This window comes from Citricoccus sp. K5 (assembly GCF_902506195.1).
Classification (GTDB): domain Bacteria; phylum Actinomycetota; class Actinomycetes; order Actinomycetales; family Micrococcaceae; genus Citricoccus.
On the sequence record NZ_LR732817.1, the window covers coordinates 1,150,662 to 1,164,806 of the forward strand.

The window sequence follows — 14,145 nt, forward strand, 5'->3', positions numbered from 1 at the left end:
TCGCCCGACGGCGGCCTGCACCTGGACGTGCTTCGTCACGTCCGGTGTGGGCCGCCGTTGCAATCCACCGTCCTAACGTGTCCACCCCCTAAGCTGTAATGGCAGTACCCCGGGCAGCTTCGTCTGGAGGCCCGACCCAATCGAGGAGATTCCCGCATGGCTCGCATCGGTGAAAGCGCCGACCTGCTCAAGTGCTCATTCTGTGGAAAGAGCCAGAAGCAGGTCCGGAAACTGATCGCCGGACCCGGCGTCTACATCTGCGACGAGTGCATCGAGTTGTGTAACGAGATCATCGAGGAGGAACTCTCCGAGGTCGCGGAGACCGCCGAGGTTGAACTGCCCAAGCCTCGGGAGATCTACGACTTCCTCGAGGAATACGTCATCGGCCAGCCCGATGCCAAGCGGTCCCTCGCCGTCGCCGTGTACAACCATTACAAGCGCATCCGCTCCGGCCAGCAGTCCACGCAGGCCAAAAGTGACTCCTTCGCCGACCGCTCGGCCGAGGAAACCGACGAGCTGGCGGATGTGGAGGTCGGAAAGTCCAATATCCTGCTCGTGGGCCCCACCGGATCCGGCAAGACCTACCTCGCCCAGACCTTGGCCAAGAAGCTCAACGTGCCGTTCGCCGTGGCGGATGCCACCTCGTTGACGGAGGCGGGCTACGTGGGCGAGGACGTCGAGAACATCCTGCTCAAGCTCATCCAGGCCGCTGACTATGACGTCAAGAAGGCCGAGCAGGGCATCATCTACATCGACGAGATCGACAAGATCTCGCGCAAGTCCGAGAACCCCTCCATCACCCGGGATGTCTCGGGCGAGGGGGTCCAGCAGGCCCTGCTGAAGATCCTGGAGGGCACCACGGCCGCCGTCCCGCCACAGGGCGGCCGCAAGCACCCGCACCAGGAGTTCCTGCAGATCGACACGTCGAACGTCCTGTTCATCGTGGCCGGGGCCTTCGCCGGCCTGGACGAGATCATCTCCTCGCGAGCCGGGTCCAAGGGCATCGGCTTCGGCGCGCCGATCAACACCATCGGCAAGCGGGACGTGTCCTACTCCGATGTCCGCCCGGAGGACCTGCTGAAGTTCGGCCTGATCCCCGAGTTCATCGGCCGTCTGCCCGTGATCACCACGGTGGACAACCTGGACCACGAGCAGCTCGTGAACATCCTGACCAAGCCCCGGAACGCCCTGGTGAAGCAGTACCAGAAGATGTTCCTCATGGACGGTGTCGAGTTGCAGTTCGAGGATGAGGCGCTGGACGCGGTGGTCGAGCAGGCCGAAGAGCGGGGGACCGGCGCCCGCGGGCTGCGCTCCATCCTGGAGGAGGTCCTCAAGCCGGTCATGTTCGACCTGCCCTCCCGTGATGACATCGCCACCGTGGTCATCACCGGTGACGTGGTCCGCGAGGGGACCGAGCCCACGCTGATCTCCCGTGAGGTGCAGCGCAAGCGCCGCACCAAGTCCGCCTGAGTCCCACCAGGGCTTCACCGCGGACCTCTTCCCGAATCACCCAGACGCACGCCAGGAGGCACCATGACCGAGACCGCAGACGCCACGAACACCGCCACCGAGGAGGGGACCCAGACCGTCGACTTCTGGTTCGACTCCGTCTGCCCGTTCGCCTGGATCACCTCACGCTGGATGCTGGAGGTCGAGAAGGTCCGCCCGATCAGGGTGAACTGGCACATCATGTCCCTGTCCGTCCTCAACGAGCACCAGGATCTGGACGAGGACTACCGCTCCATGCTCGATCGGGCATGGCTGCCAGCCCGCGCCGCCACCCAGATCCAGGAGCGCCACGGCAATGAGGCCATCGGCGCCTTCTACACGGCCGTGGGCACCCGTATCCACAACGAGGGACAGAAGGACTTCGAGGCCGCCGTCCGCGGGGCGCTGGAGGAGCTGGGACTGGAGACCGAGGAGATCCTCGCGGCGGCCCGCACCGATGTGTTGGACGAGGCGCTGCGGGCCTCCCACGCGGAAGGCATCGAGAAGGTCGGGGACGACGTCGGCACGCCGGTGGTCTCCTTCAACGGCACCGCTTTCTTCGGGCCGGTGATGACCCGCATCCCGCGCGGTGAGGAGGCCGGCCGGATCTTCGATGCGGCCGTGACCCTGGCCGGGTTCCCCTACTTCTACGAGATCAAGCGTTCCCGCACGACCAGCCCTCAGTTCGACTGACCTTCCGTCCGGAACGAAGGGCTGATCCCGGCCTCAGCCCCGCCGTGGTGCGCTGCGGGCGGGTTCAGCGTCCGCGGGCCAGACGCCCCGCGGCCCGGATCATCGGGATCTGCAGGGGCAGCCGTGCCAGTGTGACGGCCCGGGTGACAGGTGTGGCCGTCCGGGCACGCCATGCGTGGTAGAAGTTCCCCGGCCAGACGGCTATGAAGAGGATCTGAGCGGCCCGGCCGCCCACGCGGCGGGTGGCCGGTACGGCCAGCATCCCAGCGACGGCGAGTTCTGCCACGCCCGAACCGTAGGTCCAGGTACGGGCCGAGCCCGGTAGGGCGCGAGGGATGAGTCCATCAAAGGCCCGAGGTCGCGCGAAGTGCAGTACGCCCATGCCCGCCAGGGCCGTGGCCATGGCTCCAGCTCGTCCTGGGGTCTCATCACGATTCTTGCCACTCCGTGCCATGGATCTACTCCGTCGGGTTCGTCGGGCGGTACAGGCGCCACACGTTCGTGGCACCGGTGCGTTCGAAATCCAGGCTGACAAGGGCTCGGATCAGGTCCAGTCCCCGTCCCGATTCCGCCAGGGCATCGGCCATGACGTCCTCGAGCGGCACGGTACCCAGCGGGACACTCGGCGCCGCCGAAGCGGCACCGAACTCAATGATGGTCGCCCGCAGCTCGGCGGGGGAGGCCACGAGTTCCATTCCCAACTCGACTGGACCCGGGTCGCCTACACCGTGTCGGATGGTGTTGCTGACCGTTTCGATGACGGCGGTGTCGAAGGCCATCCGGTCCAGGGCCGGAACATGGTCGGCCGCCGCCCACAAGTCTTCCAGGTGGTCGTGGACGGTCTCGATAGTGCCCAGTTCTGCCGGAAGACGGTCGGCACAGAGCAAGATCGGCTCAGGCACGGGCGAATGCCGAGGCGGAGTCGGGGTAAGGGGTCAGCACGCGGTCCATGTTAGTCAGTTGTAGCACCATCAGCACCTGTGGTGGCACCTGGGCGATGCGCAGGTCGCCGCCGGCCTGTCGAGCCAATTTGAGACAGCCGATGAGGGCCCCCAGGCCGGATGAGTCCATGAACTCGGTGGCGCCGAGATCCACCACGATGTGCCGCGAGCCAGCGCTGATCTCGCTGGAGATCACGTCCTTGAGCTTGGGAGCGGCGACCATGTTCAGGCGGCCCTCGCTCCTCACCTCCGTGTAGGTGTCATGTCTTTCTACGGTGACCTGCATTAGCTTTGGTCCTTTCCTGGGATACCGGGATGACGGTGGACGACGACGGCGGTGACGTCATCGTGTTCGGGATCGTCCTGGGCGAGCCGGGCGAGATGGTCCGCCACGTCCTGGATGGTGCGGTGGGCGAGGACGACCTCCGACATGGCCGCGAAGGTCCCCTCGAGGTCGCCGACGGCATCGAGGACACCGTCGCTGACGAGGATCAGTGACTCTCCGGGATTCAGGTCGGCCCGCTGGGCCACCCACTGGTCCTGGGCCCAGAGGCCCACCGGCGGCCCTCCCGGATCCAGGCGCCTCGTGCCGCCGTCGGGGCCCACGATGGCCGCGATTCCATGGCCGGCATCCACGTAGGAGAAGCGGCCGTTGGCGGGGTTGAGGCGGACCTTGAAGACCGTGGCATAGGAATCGGAGCTTTCCAGCGCGCCCCCGAGCGATTGGGCTGCGTGGTTGAAGGCCGAGGTCAGGCCCGGCATGTTCCCGACGGTCCGGAAGGCAGATCGCACGGCTGCGGCGATCATGGCCGCGCCCATGCCCTTACCCATGACGTCCGCGAGGATGACGTGCAACTGGCCGGAGGAGACGTGCCAGTCGTAGAGGTCGCCCCCGACCGCCCGGGACGGGCGGAAGCTCGCGGCCACCTCGTACCCCGGCAGATCCGGAGAGGCATCCGGCAAGAGACCACGCTGGACCTCGATGGCGCGTTCGAGTTCCGTCGAGCCCGTCATCAAGTCGCGGGGCCGCCGGAACAAGGCGGCGACCCGGGCCCTCAGCTCGCGGGTGCTGAACGGCTTGCTGAGGTAGTCATCGGCACCGGCCTCCAACCCGGCCAGTTTGTCGATCTCCGTTGCGCGCGCGGAGATCATCACCACATAGGCGTTGGAGTACTCGCGCAACTGGCGGCAGACCTCCAGCCCGTCGAGGCCTGGGAGCTGCACGTCCAGGGTGATCAGTTCGGGATTGAGTGTTCGGACCAGTTCCACGGCCCGGGTGCCGCTGGGGGCTTCGGACACGGTGAAGCCCTCCCGGTACAGGGTGTGGACCAGCAGACTGCGGATGTCCTCGTCGTCCTCGACCACGAGGGCATGACGAGTAGAGGATGGTGGCGCCATGAGAAGACCAACTCCCGTCGGAAGATACGGAGATCGTGTGGGTCAATGACGGGCGTCCTGGGGATAGAACGCGGGTCATCCACTGATCCCTATATCAGCACGGCAGCCGGACTTTTTTACCCTGGCCCAGGTTTGTTCACTGGTCCGGCATCATGGAGCAGGGGCGTCCCGCCTGACGGCCGTGCTTATCCGGCAGTGGCCTCCGAGACGTCCGGTGCGGCCAGCTCCACCTGGGACACCTCGATGCCGGCGTCCCCGTCCGGGCTGCCGGCCACCAGGGTGAGTTCGCGGACGTTGCCCGCAGCCTTGAGATCGGCGAGTCCGCCGCGCAGGGAACCGAGGCGGTTCTCCGGGGCGGTCACGACGGCGGCGAGCACCTCGGTGCGCTGCTTCACCTTCGCCTCTGACTTGGCCCTCCGGATGCCGCCGAGGGCGAGGGCGACTGCTGCCAGCACATCGGCGGTGGCGCCGGCGGAGGCGGCCTCGATGCCGGAGATCTCCTCAGACCGGCCCGGCCAGGGGGCGCGGTGCACGGAACCGGTCCGCCACCAGCCCCAGACCTCGTCAGTGGCGAAGGGCTGGAAGGGTGCCAGCAAGCGCAGCAGGGCGTCCAGCGTGGTCGCCAGGGTCGCCAGCACGGAGGCCTGCTCAGCCTTGCCGTGGCCGCCGTAGGCCCGGTCCTTGATGAGTTCGACGTAGTCGTCCGTGAACTGCCAGAAGAAGGATTCCGTCAGGTTCAGCGCTCGGGCGTAGTCATACGTCTCGAAGGCCCGCGAGGACTGCTGGACGGTGTCATACAGGCGGACCATCAGGGCCTTGTCCAGCGGGTTGGTGATGACCGCGGCATCATCGGCAGAGCGGACCACGTTGTCCACCGAGGCGCCGAGGTTCAGGGCGAACTTCGAGGCGTTGAGGAGCTTGATCGCCAGCCGTCGGCCGATCTTCATCTGCGCCACCTCATAGGCGGTGTCCGCGCCGAGCTTGGCGGAGGCCGCCCAGTACCGGACCGCGTCGGAACCGTACTCGTCCAGCACATCGGTCGGGACCACCACGTTGCCCTTGGACTTGGACATCTTCTTCCGGTCCGGATCCAGGATCCAACCGGAGAGGGCGGTGTGGTTCCACGGCACCGAGCCGTTCAGGGCCTCGGCCCGGACCACGGTGGAGAACAGCCACGTGCGGATGATGTCGTGGCCCTGGGGCCGCAGGTCGAACGGGAAGACCTTGCCGAAGAATTCCTCGTCCCGGCTCCAGCGCCCCACGATCTGCGGGGTCAATGAGGAAGTCGCCCAGGTGTCCAGCACGTCCGGGTCACCGGTGAAGCCACCGGGCACGTCCCGCTGGGTCTCGACGTAGCCCGGAGCCGCCTCGGCCACCGGGTCCACCGGCAACTGGTCCTCGGCGGGCACGATCGGGTGCTCGTAGTCCGGTTCGCCGGAGGCGTCGAGCGGGTACCAGACGGGGATCGGTACACCGAAGAACCGTTGGCGGGACACCAGCCAGTCGCCGTTGAGACCCTCCACCCAGTTCTCGTAGCGGGAGCGCATGAACTCGGGATGCCAGGACAGCTGGCGCCCTCGGGCAATGAGCTTCTCGCGGCGTTCGGCGTCCCGGCCGCCGTTGCGGATGTACCACTGGCGGGAGGAGATCACCTCGAGCGGCTTGTCACCCTTCTCATAGAAGTTCACCGGGTGGGTGATCTTCTTCGGCTCACCGTCCACCAGCTCGGCCTCGGTCAGTGCGGTCACCACGGTCTCCTTGGCGGAGAACACGGTCTTGCCGGACAGCTTCTCGTACTCGGCGCGGCCTGCCTCGGTGGTGATCCACTCGGGCGTCTCGGCATGGAAGCGGCCGTCACGGCCCACCACGGTGCGGGTCGGCAGGTCCAGCTCGCGCCACCACGTGACGTCGGTGAGATCACCGAAGGTGCAGACCATGGCGATGCCGGAACCCTTGTCCGGCTTGGCGAGGCCGTGGGCGCGGACCTCGACCTCGACCCCGAACAGCGGAGAGGTCACGGTCTGGCCGAACAGCGGCTGGTACCGCTCGTCGTCGGGATGGGCAACGAGGGCCGAACAGGCCGGCAGCAGCTCGGGACGGGTGGTCTCGATGAAGACCTTGTCCCCGGCAGCGGTGAAGAACGGGATGCGGTGATAGGCGCCGGGCACCTCGCGGTCCTCGAGCTCGGCCTGGGCCACGGCGGTGCGGAAGGTGACATCCCACAGCGTGGGGGCCTCGGCCATGTAGGCGTCCCCGGAGGACAGGTTGCGCAGGAAGCCGCGCTGGGAAACGGCGCGGGAGGTGTCGTCGATCGTCCGGTAGGTCAGGGACCAGTCCACGGACAGGCCGAGCCGTGTGAACAGGTTCTCGAAGACCTTCTCGTCCTCGACGGCCAGTTCCTCGCACAGTTCGATGAAGTTGCGGCGGGAGACCACGTCCCAGTCCCGCTGGTTCTTCGCGGGCTTCTCCGGCGGCTGGTACCCCGGGATGTAGGGCTTGGTCGGATCGCAGCGGACGCCGTAGTAGTTCTGCACGCGGCGTTCCGTGGGCAGGCCGTTGTCGTCCCAGCCCATGGGGTAGAAGACGTTCTTGCCGTTCATGCGCTGGTAGCGGGCCAGCACGTCGGTCTGCGTGTAGGAGAACATGTGCCCCACGTGCAGCGATCCGGAGGCGGTCGGCGGCGGGGTGTCGATCGAGTAGACCTGCTCCCGCGTGGTGTCCGTCTCGAAGGCATAGGTGCCCTCGGTCTTCCACCGGGCGGAGAGCTTGTCCTCCAGCCCCTCGAGGGCGGGGCGGTCCGGAACGGTCACGGCAGGACTGGTGGACGCGGTCGTGGAAACGGGCGTGTCTGTGCCCGGGATCTGTTCAGCCATGATCCCGATTGTCCCACGCCCCCTGAGGCTCTCCGAACCGGGTCACTCGGGACGGCGCGGTGGCGAGCCGGGGGATCCCGGCCTACCGTGGGGCCATGTCCACCTCACGCAGTACAGTCGTCAGCACAGCCGGCAACACCCTGGCGCAGCGACTGGTCGACGAGTTGGGACCCGAGCTCACCCCGGGCGCCGTCAGCGTCGAGCCGGGCGTCGTGGCGGGCCATGCCGCGGACCAGGCACCCTTCGGCGCGGTGGGTGATGCGCTGGCGCTGGTGCGGGCCCGCACCGTCCAGGATGTCCAGGCGACGCTGCGTCTGGCGTCCCGGCTCGGCATCCCGGTGGTGCCCCAGGGCACCCGCACCGGCATCTCCGGTGGCGCGAACGCCGTGGACGGGTGCATCCTGCTCTCCGTCGAGCGGATGGACTCGATCCTGGAGATCAACGCCGGGGAGCAGACGGTGACCGTGGAACCCGGGGTCATCAACCAGACCCTCAAGGAGGCCCTCGTGCCCCACGGCCTGGCGTATCCGCCGGATCCCGGCTCGGTGGCGATCTGCTCCATCGGCGGGAACGTGGCCACGAACGCCGGCGGTCTGTGCTGCGTGAAGTACGGGGTGACACGGGACTACGTCCGGGAACTCAAGGTGGTGCTGGCTGACGGCACGCTGACCCGGCTGGGGCATCGGACGGCCAAGGGAGTGGCCGGACTGGACCTCGTCGGCCTGTTCGTCGGCTCGGAGGGGACCCTGGGCGTCGTCGTGGAGGTGACGTTGCGATTGGTGCCCCTGCTGCCGCCCCCGTTGACGGCCGTGGCGGCCTTCGCCACGGAACGCGCGGCCGCCTCCGCCGTGGCCGCGTTCATGGCCACGGGCGCCCGCCCCTCGATGCTGGAGTCCCTGGACCGCCATGCCATCACGCTCCTCAACGAGTTCGGCGACTTCGGACTCGACGCGGAGGCCGGAGCCCTGCTGCTGATGCAGTCCAACGGGGACGGCCACCGGGAGGCCGCCGAACAGGAGGTGGCCGCCTTCGCCGCGACGGCCGAGCACCACGGCGCCCTGGACGTCGCGTTCAGCACGGACCCGGAGGACAGCGACGCCCTGGTGGCCACACGGCGGATGGCCCAGCCGGCCTTCGAACGCCATGCGCAGACCCACGGCGGCGGACAGCTGCTGGACGATGTCTGCCTGCCACGGATGGCATTGCCCGAGTTCTACGACCGTCTGGAGACCATCCGCGAACGGACGGGCCTGATGATCGCCGTGGTCGCCCATGCCGGTGACGGCAACGTCCACCCCTCCGTGTTCTTCGACGCCCAGGACCCGGAATCTACCCGTCAGGCCCATGAGGCGTTCGAGGAGATCATGGACATCGGCCTGCAGCTGGGCGGCACCATCACCGGCGAGCACGGGGTGGGATCGCTGAAGCGTGCCTGGTTGCCCCGGGAACTGGACGAGGGGAGCCGGCGGCTGCACCGGTCGATCAAGGACGCGGTGGATCCCGGGGGCATCCTCAATCCCGGCAAACAACTCGCCGAACTCTGACCGTGCCTAGAGTGGTGCCATGACTGGTGAGAAGAACACCCGACCGAACCGAGCCGCCGTCGTGACCGGGGCCTCCTCCGGCATCGGCCGGGCCACCGCCGCTCAACTCGCGGCCGAGGGCTGGACCGTCTACGCCGTGGCCCGCCGCGCCGAGAGGCTCGAGTCCCTCGCGGAGGCGGTGCCCGCGGGTACCGGCACCATCGTCCCCGTGCCCGCAGACGTCACGGACGCCGAGCAGATGGCCAGGGCCCGCCAGGTCGTCGAGGACGGCGGGGGAGTGGACACCGTGCTGTGCATCGCCGGCGGCGCCCAGGGCACCGACCGGGTGGCGGACGGCCGGGCGGGGGACTGGGACTGGATGTACCGCGTCAACGTGCAGGGCACCCTGAACACCACTCAGGCGTTCCTGCCCCTGCTCCGCGCGACCGGACACGGCACCGTGCTGGTCCTGACCTCGACGGCGGCGCTTGCCAGCTATGAAGGCGGCGGCGGGTACAACGCAGCGAAGATGGCCCAGCACGGACTCGTCGGCGCGCTGCGCCTCGAGGAGGTGGACCACAACATCCGGGTGGTCGAGGTGCTGCCGGGACTGGTGCACACGGAGGAGTTCACGCTGAACCGACTCGGCGGCGACCAGGAGGCGGCGGACCGCGTCTACGCGGGGGTGGAGAAGCCCCTGACCGCCGAGGACGTCGCGGACGTCTGCACCTATGCCGTCTCGGTGCCCCACCACGTGAACCTGGACCAGATCGTGCTGCGGCCCGTGGCCCAGGCGGCCAACTTCAAGATGATCAGAACAACGTAGGACTGTAGGACTAAGTGAGGAACACCAGCATGGCAGGACAGCACCGAGACCAGCCGACCGCCGCCCGGGGCAGCAGCAAGGACAGCGGCGCGGTCAGCAGCACGGACACCGGCCACCCCGGCGTGGACGTCCCACGACTCCGGAAGGCACTCGGCCTGGGCGTCGCCACCGGGATCGTCTCCGCCTTCCCCCTGTGGAAGATCCCGCGCAAGCCGCTGGCCCTGTGGTCCGGCGGCATCGCCGCCGCGGTGGCGACCGGCGTCCTGATGCTGAAACGGGACCAGCTCGAGCGTGAGGCCGAGGTGCAGGGCGAAGCCCCCACCGAAGCGTCCCGGGCCCGGCGGCTCGGCGCCCCCGTGGTCACGGGGGCCCTCTTCGGCGGCCTCATGGCCGGCTCCATGTGGCTGACCTCGGTCACCGACGAGTGGTCCGAGAAACTGATGGCCCGGCTCGGTGCCAAACGGCCTCGAGCCACCTACGCCGTCCTCGCCGGGGTGGGGACGGCGCTGATCGACTACTTCGACGATTCGCCGGGAAGGAGCGGACAGGACGGGAAAGTCGATCCAGGCGAGACGAGCGGGAAAAGAGCGTAGAATCAACGCCAGCAGCACCAGTAGCACTGACCCGGCCATCACCGGCGAGCTTCCGGAAGAACGGGCACGGCACGCGCCGGCCCCAGTAGACCCGGACGGGTAAGCCCGTCACAGCAGTCATGAGCGGCCGATCGCGTCTCACGGGACCACCGGGGAGCGGGACGGCAAGCAGGGTGGTACCGCGCCGCCGTCGTCCTCGATCTCCACGCCGGAGTTTGAGGACAACGTCAGGCGTCCTTGCAGGAAGACCAGACAGCACCACAGTCGACCCCTGCAAGGATGGAACGCCCGTGTACCCCCTCGCCAGCTCGGATCCTCACGCCCAGTCCGGCACACCCTCCTCTCCGCGTTTCCCGGAGATCGAGGAGCGCGTCCTGAAGTACTGGGACGAGGACGGCACCTTCCAGGCCTCCATCGACGCTCGGCCTGCCACCCACGAGGATGGCTCCGGCAACGAGTTCGTCTTCTATGACGGCCCGCCCTTCGCGAACGGCCTGCCCCACTACGGCCACCTGCTGACCGGGTACGTCAAGGACCTCGTGGCCCGCTACCAGACGCAGCAGGGCCGCCGGGTGGAGCGCCGCTTCGGCTGGGACACGCACGGGCTGCCCGCCGAACTCGAGGCCATGAAGCAGCTGGGCATGACGGACAAGGCCCAGATCGAGGCCATGGGGATCGACAAGTTCAACGACGCCTGCCGCGCCTCCGTGCTCAAGTACACGGACCAGTGGAAGGACTACGTCAACCGGCAGGCCCGCTGGGTCGACTTCGAGAACGACTACAAGACCCTGAACCCCGAGTTCATGGAGTCCGTGCTCTGGGCGTTCAAGGACCTGCACTCCAAGGACCTCACCTACCGCGGCTTCAGGGTCCTGCCCTACTGCTGGCAGGACGAGACCCCGCTGTCCAACCACGAACTGCGGATGGACGAGGACGTCTACAAGTCCCGCCAGGACCCCTCGGTCACCGTGGCCTTCCCAGTCACCGGCCTGGCCGCAAAGCCAGAACTGGTTCCCGACGGCGGCGCTGACGCCGAGCTCGCGGCTCAGCTCACCGGCGTGCGGGTGCTCGCCTGGACCACCACCCCCTGGACCCTGCCGACCAACCAGGCACTCGTCGTCGGGCCGGAGATCACCTACGCGGTGGTCCCCGCCGGACCGGAGGCGGCGGAGGACGTCGCCGGATCCTCGTATCTCCTGGCGCAGGACCTGCTGGGGGCGCACGCCAAGGAACTGGGCTATCCCGACGCCGGCGCCGCCACCGAGGCGGTCCAGCGCACCTACCTGGGCTCCCGGCTGGGCGGTCTTGCCTACGAGCCGCTGTTCACGTACTTCACGGATGTGGAGGCCTACGGCACCGAGCACGCGTGGCAGATCCTCGTGGACGACTACGTGACCACCGAGGACGGCACCGGCGTGGTCCACCAGGCCCCGGCCTACGGTGAGGACGACCAGCGGATCTGTGAGGCCAACGGCATCCCGGTGATCCTCTCCGTGGACGAGGGCGCGCGCTTCCTGCCCCTGTTCGGGGACGTGAACCGGGGCGGCGGTGTGCTCCAGGACATCGCGGGCGTGCAGGCCTTCGAGGCCAACCGGACCATCATCCGGGCGCTGAAGTCCGCCGGGAAGCTGCTCAAGGAGACCTCCTACGAGCACTCGTACCCGCACTGCTGGCGCTGCCGGACGCCCCTGATCTACCGCGCCATCACCAGCTGGTACGTCTCCGTCACCGCGTTCAAGGACCGCATGGTCGAGCTGAACGAGGACATCAACTGGATCCCGTCCAACGTCAAGCACGGGCAGTTCGGCAAGTGGCTCGAGAACGCCCGGGACTGGTCCATCTCCCGCAACCGCTACTGGGGCTCGCCCATCCCGGTATGGGAGTCAGACCATCCGGAGTACCCGCTCCAGGAGGTCTACGGCTCGCTGGCCGAGATCGAGGAGGCCTTCGGGCGGTTGCCGCGCAACGCCCAGGGCGAGGTGGACCTGCACCGGCCCTGGATCGACGATCTGACCCGGCCGCACCCGGACCCGGAGGCGGCCGCCGCCGGGGCCGTGATGCGCCGGGTGGAGGATGTGCTGGACGTCTGGTTCGACTCCGGCTCCATGCCGTATGCCCAGGTGCACTACCCCTTCGAGGCGAAGGAGTGGTTCGAGACCCACAACCCGGCCGACTTCATCGTGGAGTACATCGGTCAGACCCGCGGCTGGTTCTACACCATGCACGTGCTGGCCACCGCTCTGTTCGACCGCCCGGCGTTCTCCAACGTCATCAGCCACGGGATCGTCCTGGGCTCGGACGGGCAGAAGATGTCCAAATCCCTGAAGAACTACCCGGACGTCTCCGAGGTCCTGGACCGGGACGGCTCCGACGCCATGCGCTGGTTCCTGATGGCCTCGCCCATCCTGCGCGGAGGGAACCTGGTGGTCACCGAGGAGGGCATCCGGGAGGCGACCCGCCAGGTCCTGCTGCCGGCCTGGAACGTGTGGCACTTCTTCAGCCTCTACGCGAACTCGGCACGCGGCCGGGCCGCTGACGACACAGAGCGCCCGGACGGCTACCGTGCCTCCTTCCGCTATGACTCCACGGATCCGCTGGACCAGTACATCCTGGCCGCCACCGGGCGCATGCTCCGCGAGGTCAAGGCCGGCCTCGACTCCTACGAGGTCTCCGACGCCACAGACGCCCTGCGCGCCTACATGGACACCATGACCAACTGGTACATCCGCCGCTCCCGCCAGCGTTTCTTCGACGAGGACACCCAGGCGCTGGACGTGCTGTACACCTCCCTGGAGGCCTTCTGCCGGGCCGCGGCGCCGTTGATGCCGCTGGTGGCCGAGGAGATCTGGCGCGGACTGACCGGCGGCCGATCGGTGCACCTGACCGACTACCCTGATGCCGCGCCGTTCTTCGCCGGCTTCGCCTCGGAGGCGGAGGCACAGGCCCTGGTCGAACGCATGGAGACCGTCCGCCGCATCGCCTCGGCCGGCTCCTCGTTGCGCAAGGGGGCCAAGCGCCGCGTGCGGCTGCCGTTGCAGTCCCTGACCGTGGTGGTGCCGGATGCCGCCGGCCTGACCGGCGCCTACACGGACATCATCATGGATGAGCTGAACCTGAAGTCCGTGGACCTGCAGGACGCCGCCGAGGTGTCCGCCACCGATTTCGGCATCAGCCAGTCCCTGGCCGTCAACGCCCGTGCTGCCGGCCCGCGCCTGGGCAAGCAGGTCCAGGTCGCCATCAAGGGCGCCAAGTCCGGTGACTGGTCCGTGGCCGAGGACGGGACGGTCGTCTCGGGCGGCATCGCGCTCGTCGAGGGGGAGTACTCCCTCGAGACCACCGTCGGAGCGGCCGGGGCTGCGGCTGACGGAAGCCGAAACAACGACGCCGACGCCGATGCCGGCGCCGCGGCTGCATCGCGCGCGGTCACCGTGGTGCCCGGCGGCTTCCTGGTGCTGGACACCTCGGTTCCGGCGGACATGGCCGCCGAGGGAACGGCGCGTGACGTGATCCGGGCCGTCCAGGCGGCCCGCAAGGAGGCCGGACTGGAGGTCTCGGACCGGGTGCGGACCGTGATCACGGGACCGGCCGCCGTCGTGCAGGCCGTAGATGTGCACCGTGACCTCGTCTCCGGGGAGACCCTGACGGTGGAGTTGGTGCTGGAGGACTCCGGGGCCGCGGATCCGCGTCAGGACCCCGCCGACGATGCGACCAAGACCGTGCAGGTGGCCGTGGCCAAGGCCGCCGCCGCATCCATCTCGACCGGGAGTGACGCGTGAGCATGAAAGACCACAAGAACAAAAGCAAGAACAA

At 68.2% G+C, this 14,145-nt stretch carries 11 protein-coding genes; 6 read left to right on the forward strand and 5 right to left on the reverse strand.

Annotated features, from left to right (window positions below; genetic code table 11):
* The first annotated feature begins 156 nt into the window (after window positions 1-156).
* Window positions 157-1,470 carry an ATP-dependent Clp protease ATP-binding subunit ClpX gene (clpX, locus tag BOSE125_RS05130; protein WP_159550634.1) on the forward strand — a complete coding sequence of 438 codons (1,314 nt, stop codon included), beginning with the start codon at window positions 157-159 and terminating at the stop codon, window positions 1,468-1,470.
* Between the two features lie 63 nt (window positions 1,471-1,533).
* Entirely contained in the window at window positions 1,534-2,181 is a 648-nt protein-coding gene (locus tag BOSE125_RS05135) for a DsbA family protein (protein WP_159550636.1), read from the forward strand.
* A gap of 64 nt (window positions 2,182-2,245) precedes the next feature.
* Here BOSE125_RS05135 and BOSE125_RS05140 read toward each other — a convergent pair whose 3' ends face one another.
* The 5 genes from BOSE125_RS05140 to valS all read right to left on the reverse strand — a co-directional run bounded on the left by BOSE125_RS05140 (window position 2,246) and on the right by valS (window position 7,393).
* On the reverse strand, window positions 2,246-2,584 hold the full coding sequence (locus tag BOSE125_RS05140; RefSeq protein WP_159550638.1) for a hypothetical protein: 339 nt from the start codon (window positions 2,582-2,584) through the stop codon (window positions 2,246-2,248).
* A gap of 55 nt (window positions 2,585-2,639) precedes the next feature.
* The gene (locus BOSE125_RS05145; protein WP_159550640.1) at window positions 2,640-3,083 is read right to left on the reverse strand and encodes an ATP-binding protein; all 444 of its coding nucleotides are present in this window, start codon (window positions 3,081-3,083) and stop codon (window positions 2,640-2,642) included.
* Complete coding sequence (locus BOSE125_RS05150) at window positions 3,076-3,408, reverse strand: STAS domain-containing protein (protein WP_159550642.1); 333 nt, start codon at window positions 3,406-3,408, stop codon at window positions 3,076-3,078. Before BOSE125_RS05150 ends, BOSE125_RS05145 begins: the two co-directional genes overlap by 8 nt.
* Window positions 3,408-4,520 carry a SpoIIE family protein phosphatase gene (locus BOSE125_RS05155; protein WP_159550644.1) on the reverse strand — a complete coding sequence of 371 codons (1,113 nt, stop codon included), beginning with the start codon at window positions 4,518-4,520 and terminating at the stop codon, window positions 3,408-3,410. The genes BOSE125_RS05150 and BOSE125_RS05155 overlap by 1 nt, the downstream gene beginning before the upstream one ends.
* Window positions 4,521-4,705: 185 nt before the next feature.
* Window positions 4,706-7,393, reverse strand: coding sequence for a valine--tRNA ligase (gene valS / locus BOSE125_RS05160; RefSeq protein ID WP_159550646.1), 2,688 nt, complete (start codon window positions 7,391-7,393; stop codon window positions 4,706-4,708).
* 95 nt (window positions 7,394-7,488) lie between these two features.
* Here valS and BOSE125_RS05165 point away from each other — a divergent pair, with 95 nt between their 5' ends.
* From BOSE125_RS05165 to ileS, 4 genes are all read left to right on the forward strand, one after another.
* A complete protein-coding gene (locus BOSE125_RS05165) occupies window positions 7,489-8,937 on the forward strand; it encodes an FAD-binding oxidoreductase (RefSeq protein WP_159550648.1) in 1,449 nt (482 codons plus the stop codon).
* Window positions 8,938-8,956: 19 nt separating this feature from the next.
* Window positions 8,957-9,742, forward strand: a complete 786-nt coding sequence (locus BOSE125_RS05170; RefSeq protein WP_159550650.1) for an SDR family oxidoreductase — start codon at window positions 8,957-8,959, stop codon at window positions 9,740-9,742.
* A 29-nt stretch (window positions 9,743-9,771) separates the two neighbouring features.
* Complete coding sequence (locus BOSE125_RS05175; protein WP_159550652.1) at window positions 9,772-10,335, forward strand: hypothetical protein; 564 nt, start codon at window positions 9,772-9,774, stop codon at window positions 10,333-10,335.
* A gap of 290 nt (window positions 10,336-10,625) precedes the next feature.
* Window positions 10,626-14,111, forward strand: coding sequence for an isoleucine--tRNA ligase (gene ileS, locus BOSE125_RS05180; protein WP_159550654.1), 3,486 nt, complete (start codon window positions 10,626-10,628; stop codon window positions 14,109-14,111).
* Window positions 14,112-14,145 lie beyond the last annotated feature (34 nt).

What these genes read in the sequence shown, in the direction of transcription:
- clpX (WP_159550634.1), top strand. Translation starts at nt 157, where the DNA reads ATGGCTCGCATCGGTGAAAGCGCCGACCTGCTCAAGTGCTCATTCTGT.
- BOSE125_RS05135 (WP_159550636.1), top strand. Translation starts at nt 1,534, where the DNA reads ATGACCGAGACCGCAGACGCCACGAACACCGCCACCGAGGAGGGGACC.
- BOSE125_RS05140 (WP_159550638.1), bottom strand. Translation starts at nt 2,584, where the DNA reads ATGGCCACGGCCCTGGCGGGCATGGGCGTACTGCACTTCGCGCGACCT.
- BOSE125_RS05150 (WP_159550642.1), bottom strand. Translation starts at nt 3,408, where the DNA reads ATGCAGGTCACCGTAGAAAGACATGACACCTACACGGAGGTGAGGAGC.
- BOSE125_RS05155 (WP_159550644.1), bottom strand. Translation starts at nt 4,520, where the DNA reads ATGGCGCCACCATCCTCTACTCGTCATGCCCTCGTGGTCGAGGACGAC.
- valS (WP_159550646.1), bottom strand. Translation starts at nt 7,393, where the DNA reads ATGGCTGAACAGATCCCGGGCACAGACACGCCCGTTTCCACGACCGCG.
- BOSE125_RS05165 (WP_159550648.1), top strand. Translation starts at nt 7,489, where the DNA reads ATGTCCACCTCACGCAGTACAGTCGTCAGCACAGCCGGCAACACCCTG.
- BOSE125_RS05170 (WP_159550650.1), top strand. Translation starts at nt 8,957, where the DNA reads ATGACTGGTGAGAAGAACACCCGACCGAACCGAGCCGCCGTCGTGACC.
- BOSE125_RS05175 (WP_159550652.1), top strand. Translation starts at nt 9,772, where the DNA reads ATGGCAGGACAGCACCGAGACCAGCCGACCGCCGCCCGGGGCAGCAGC.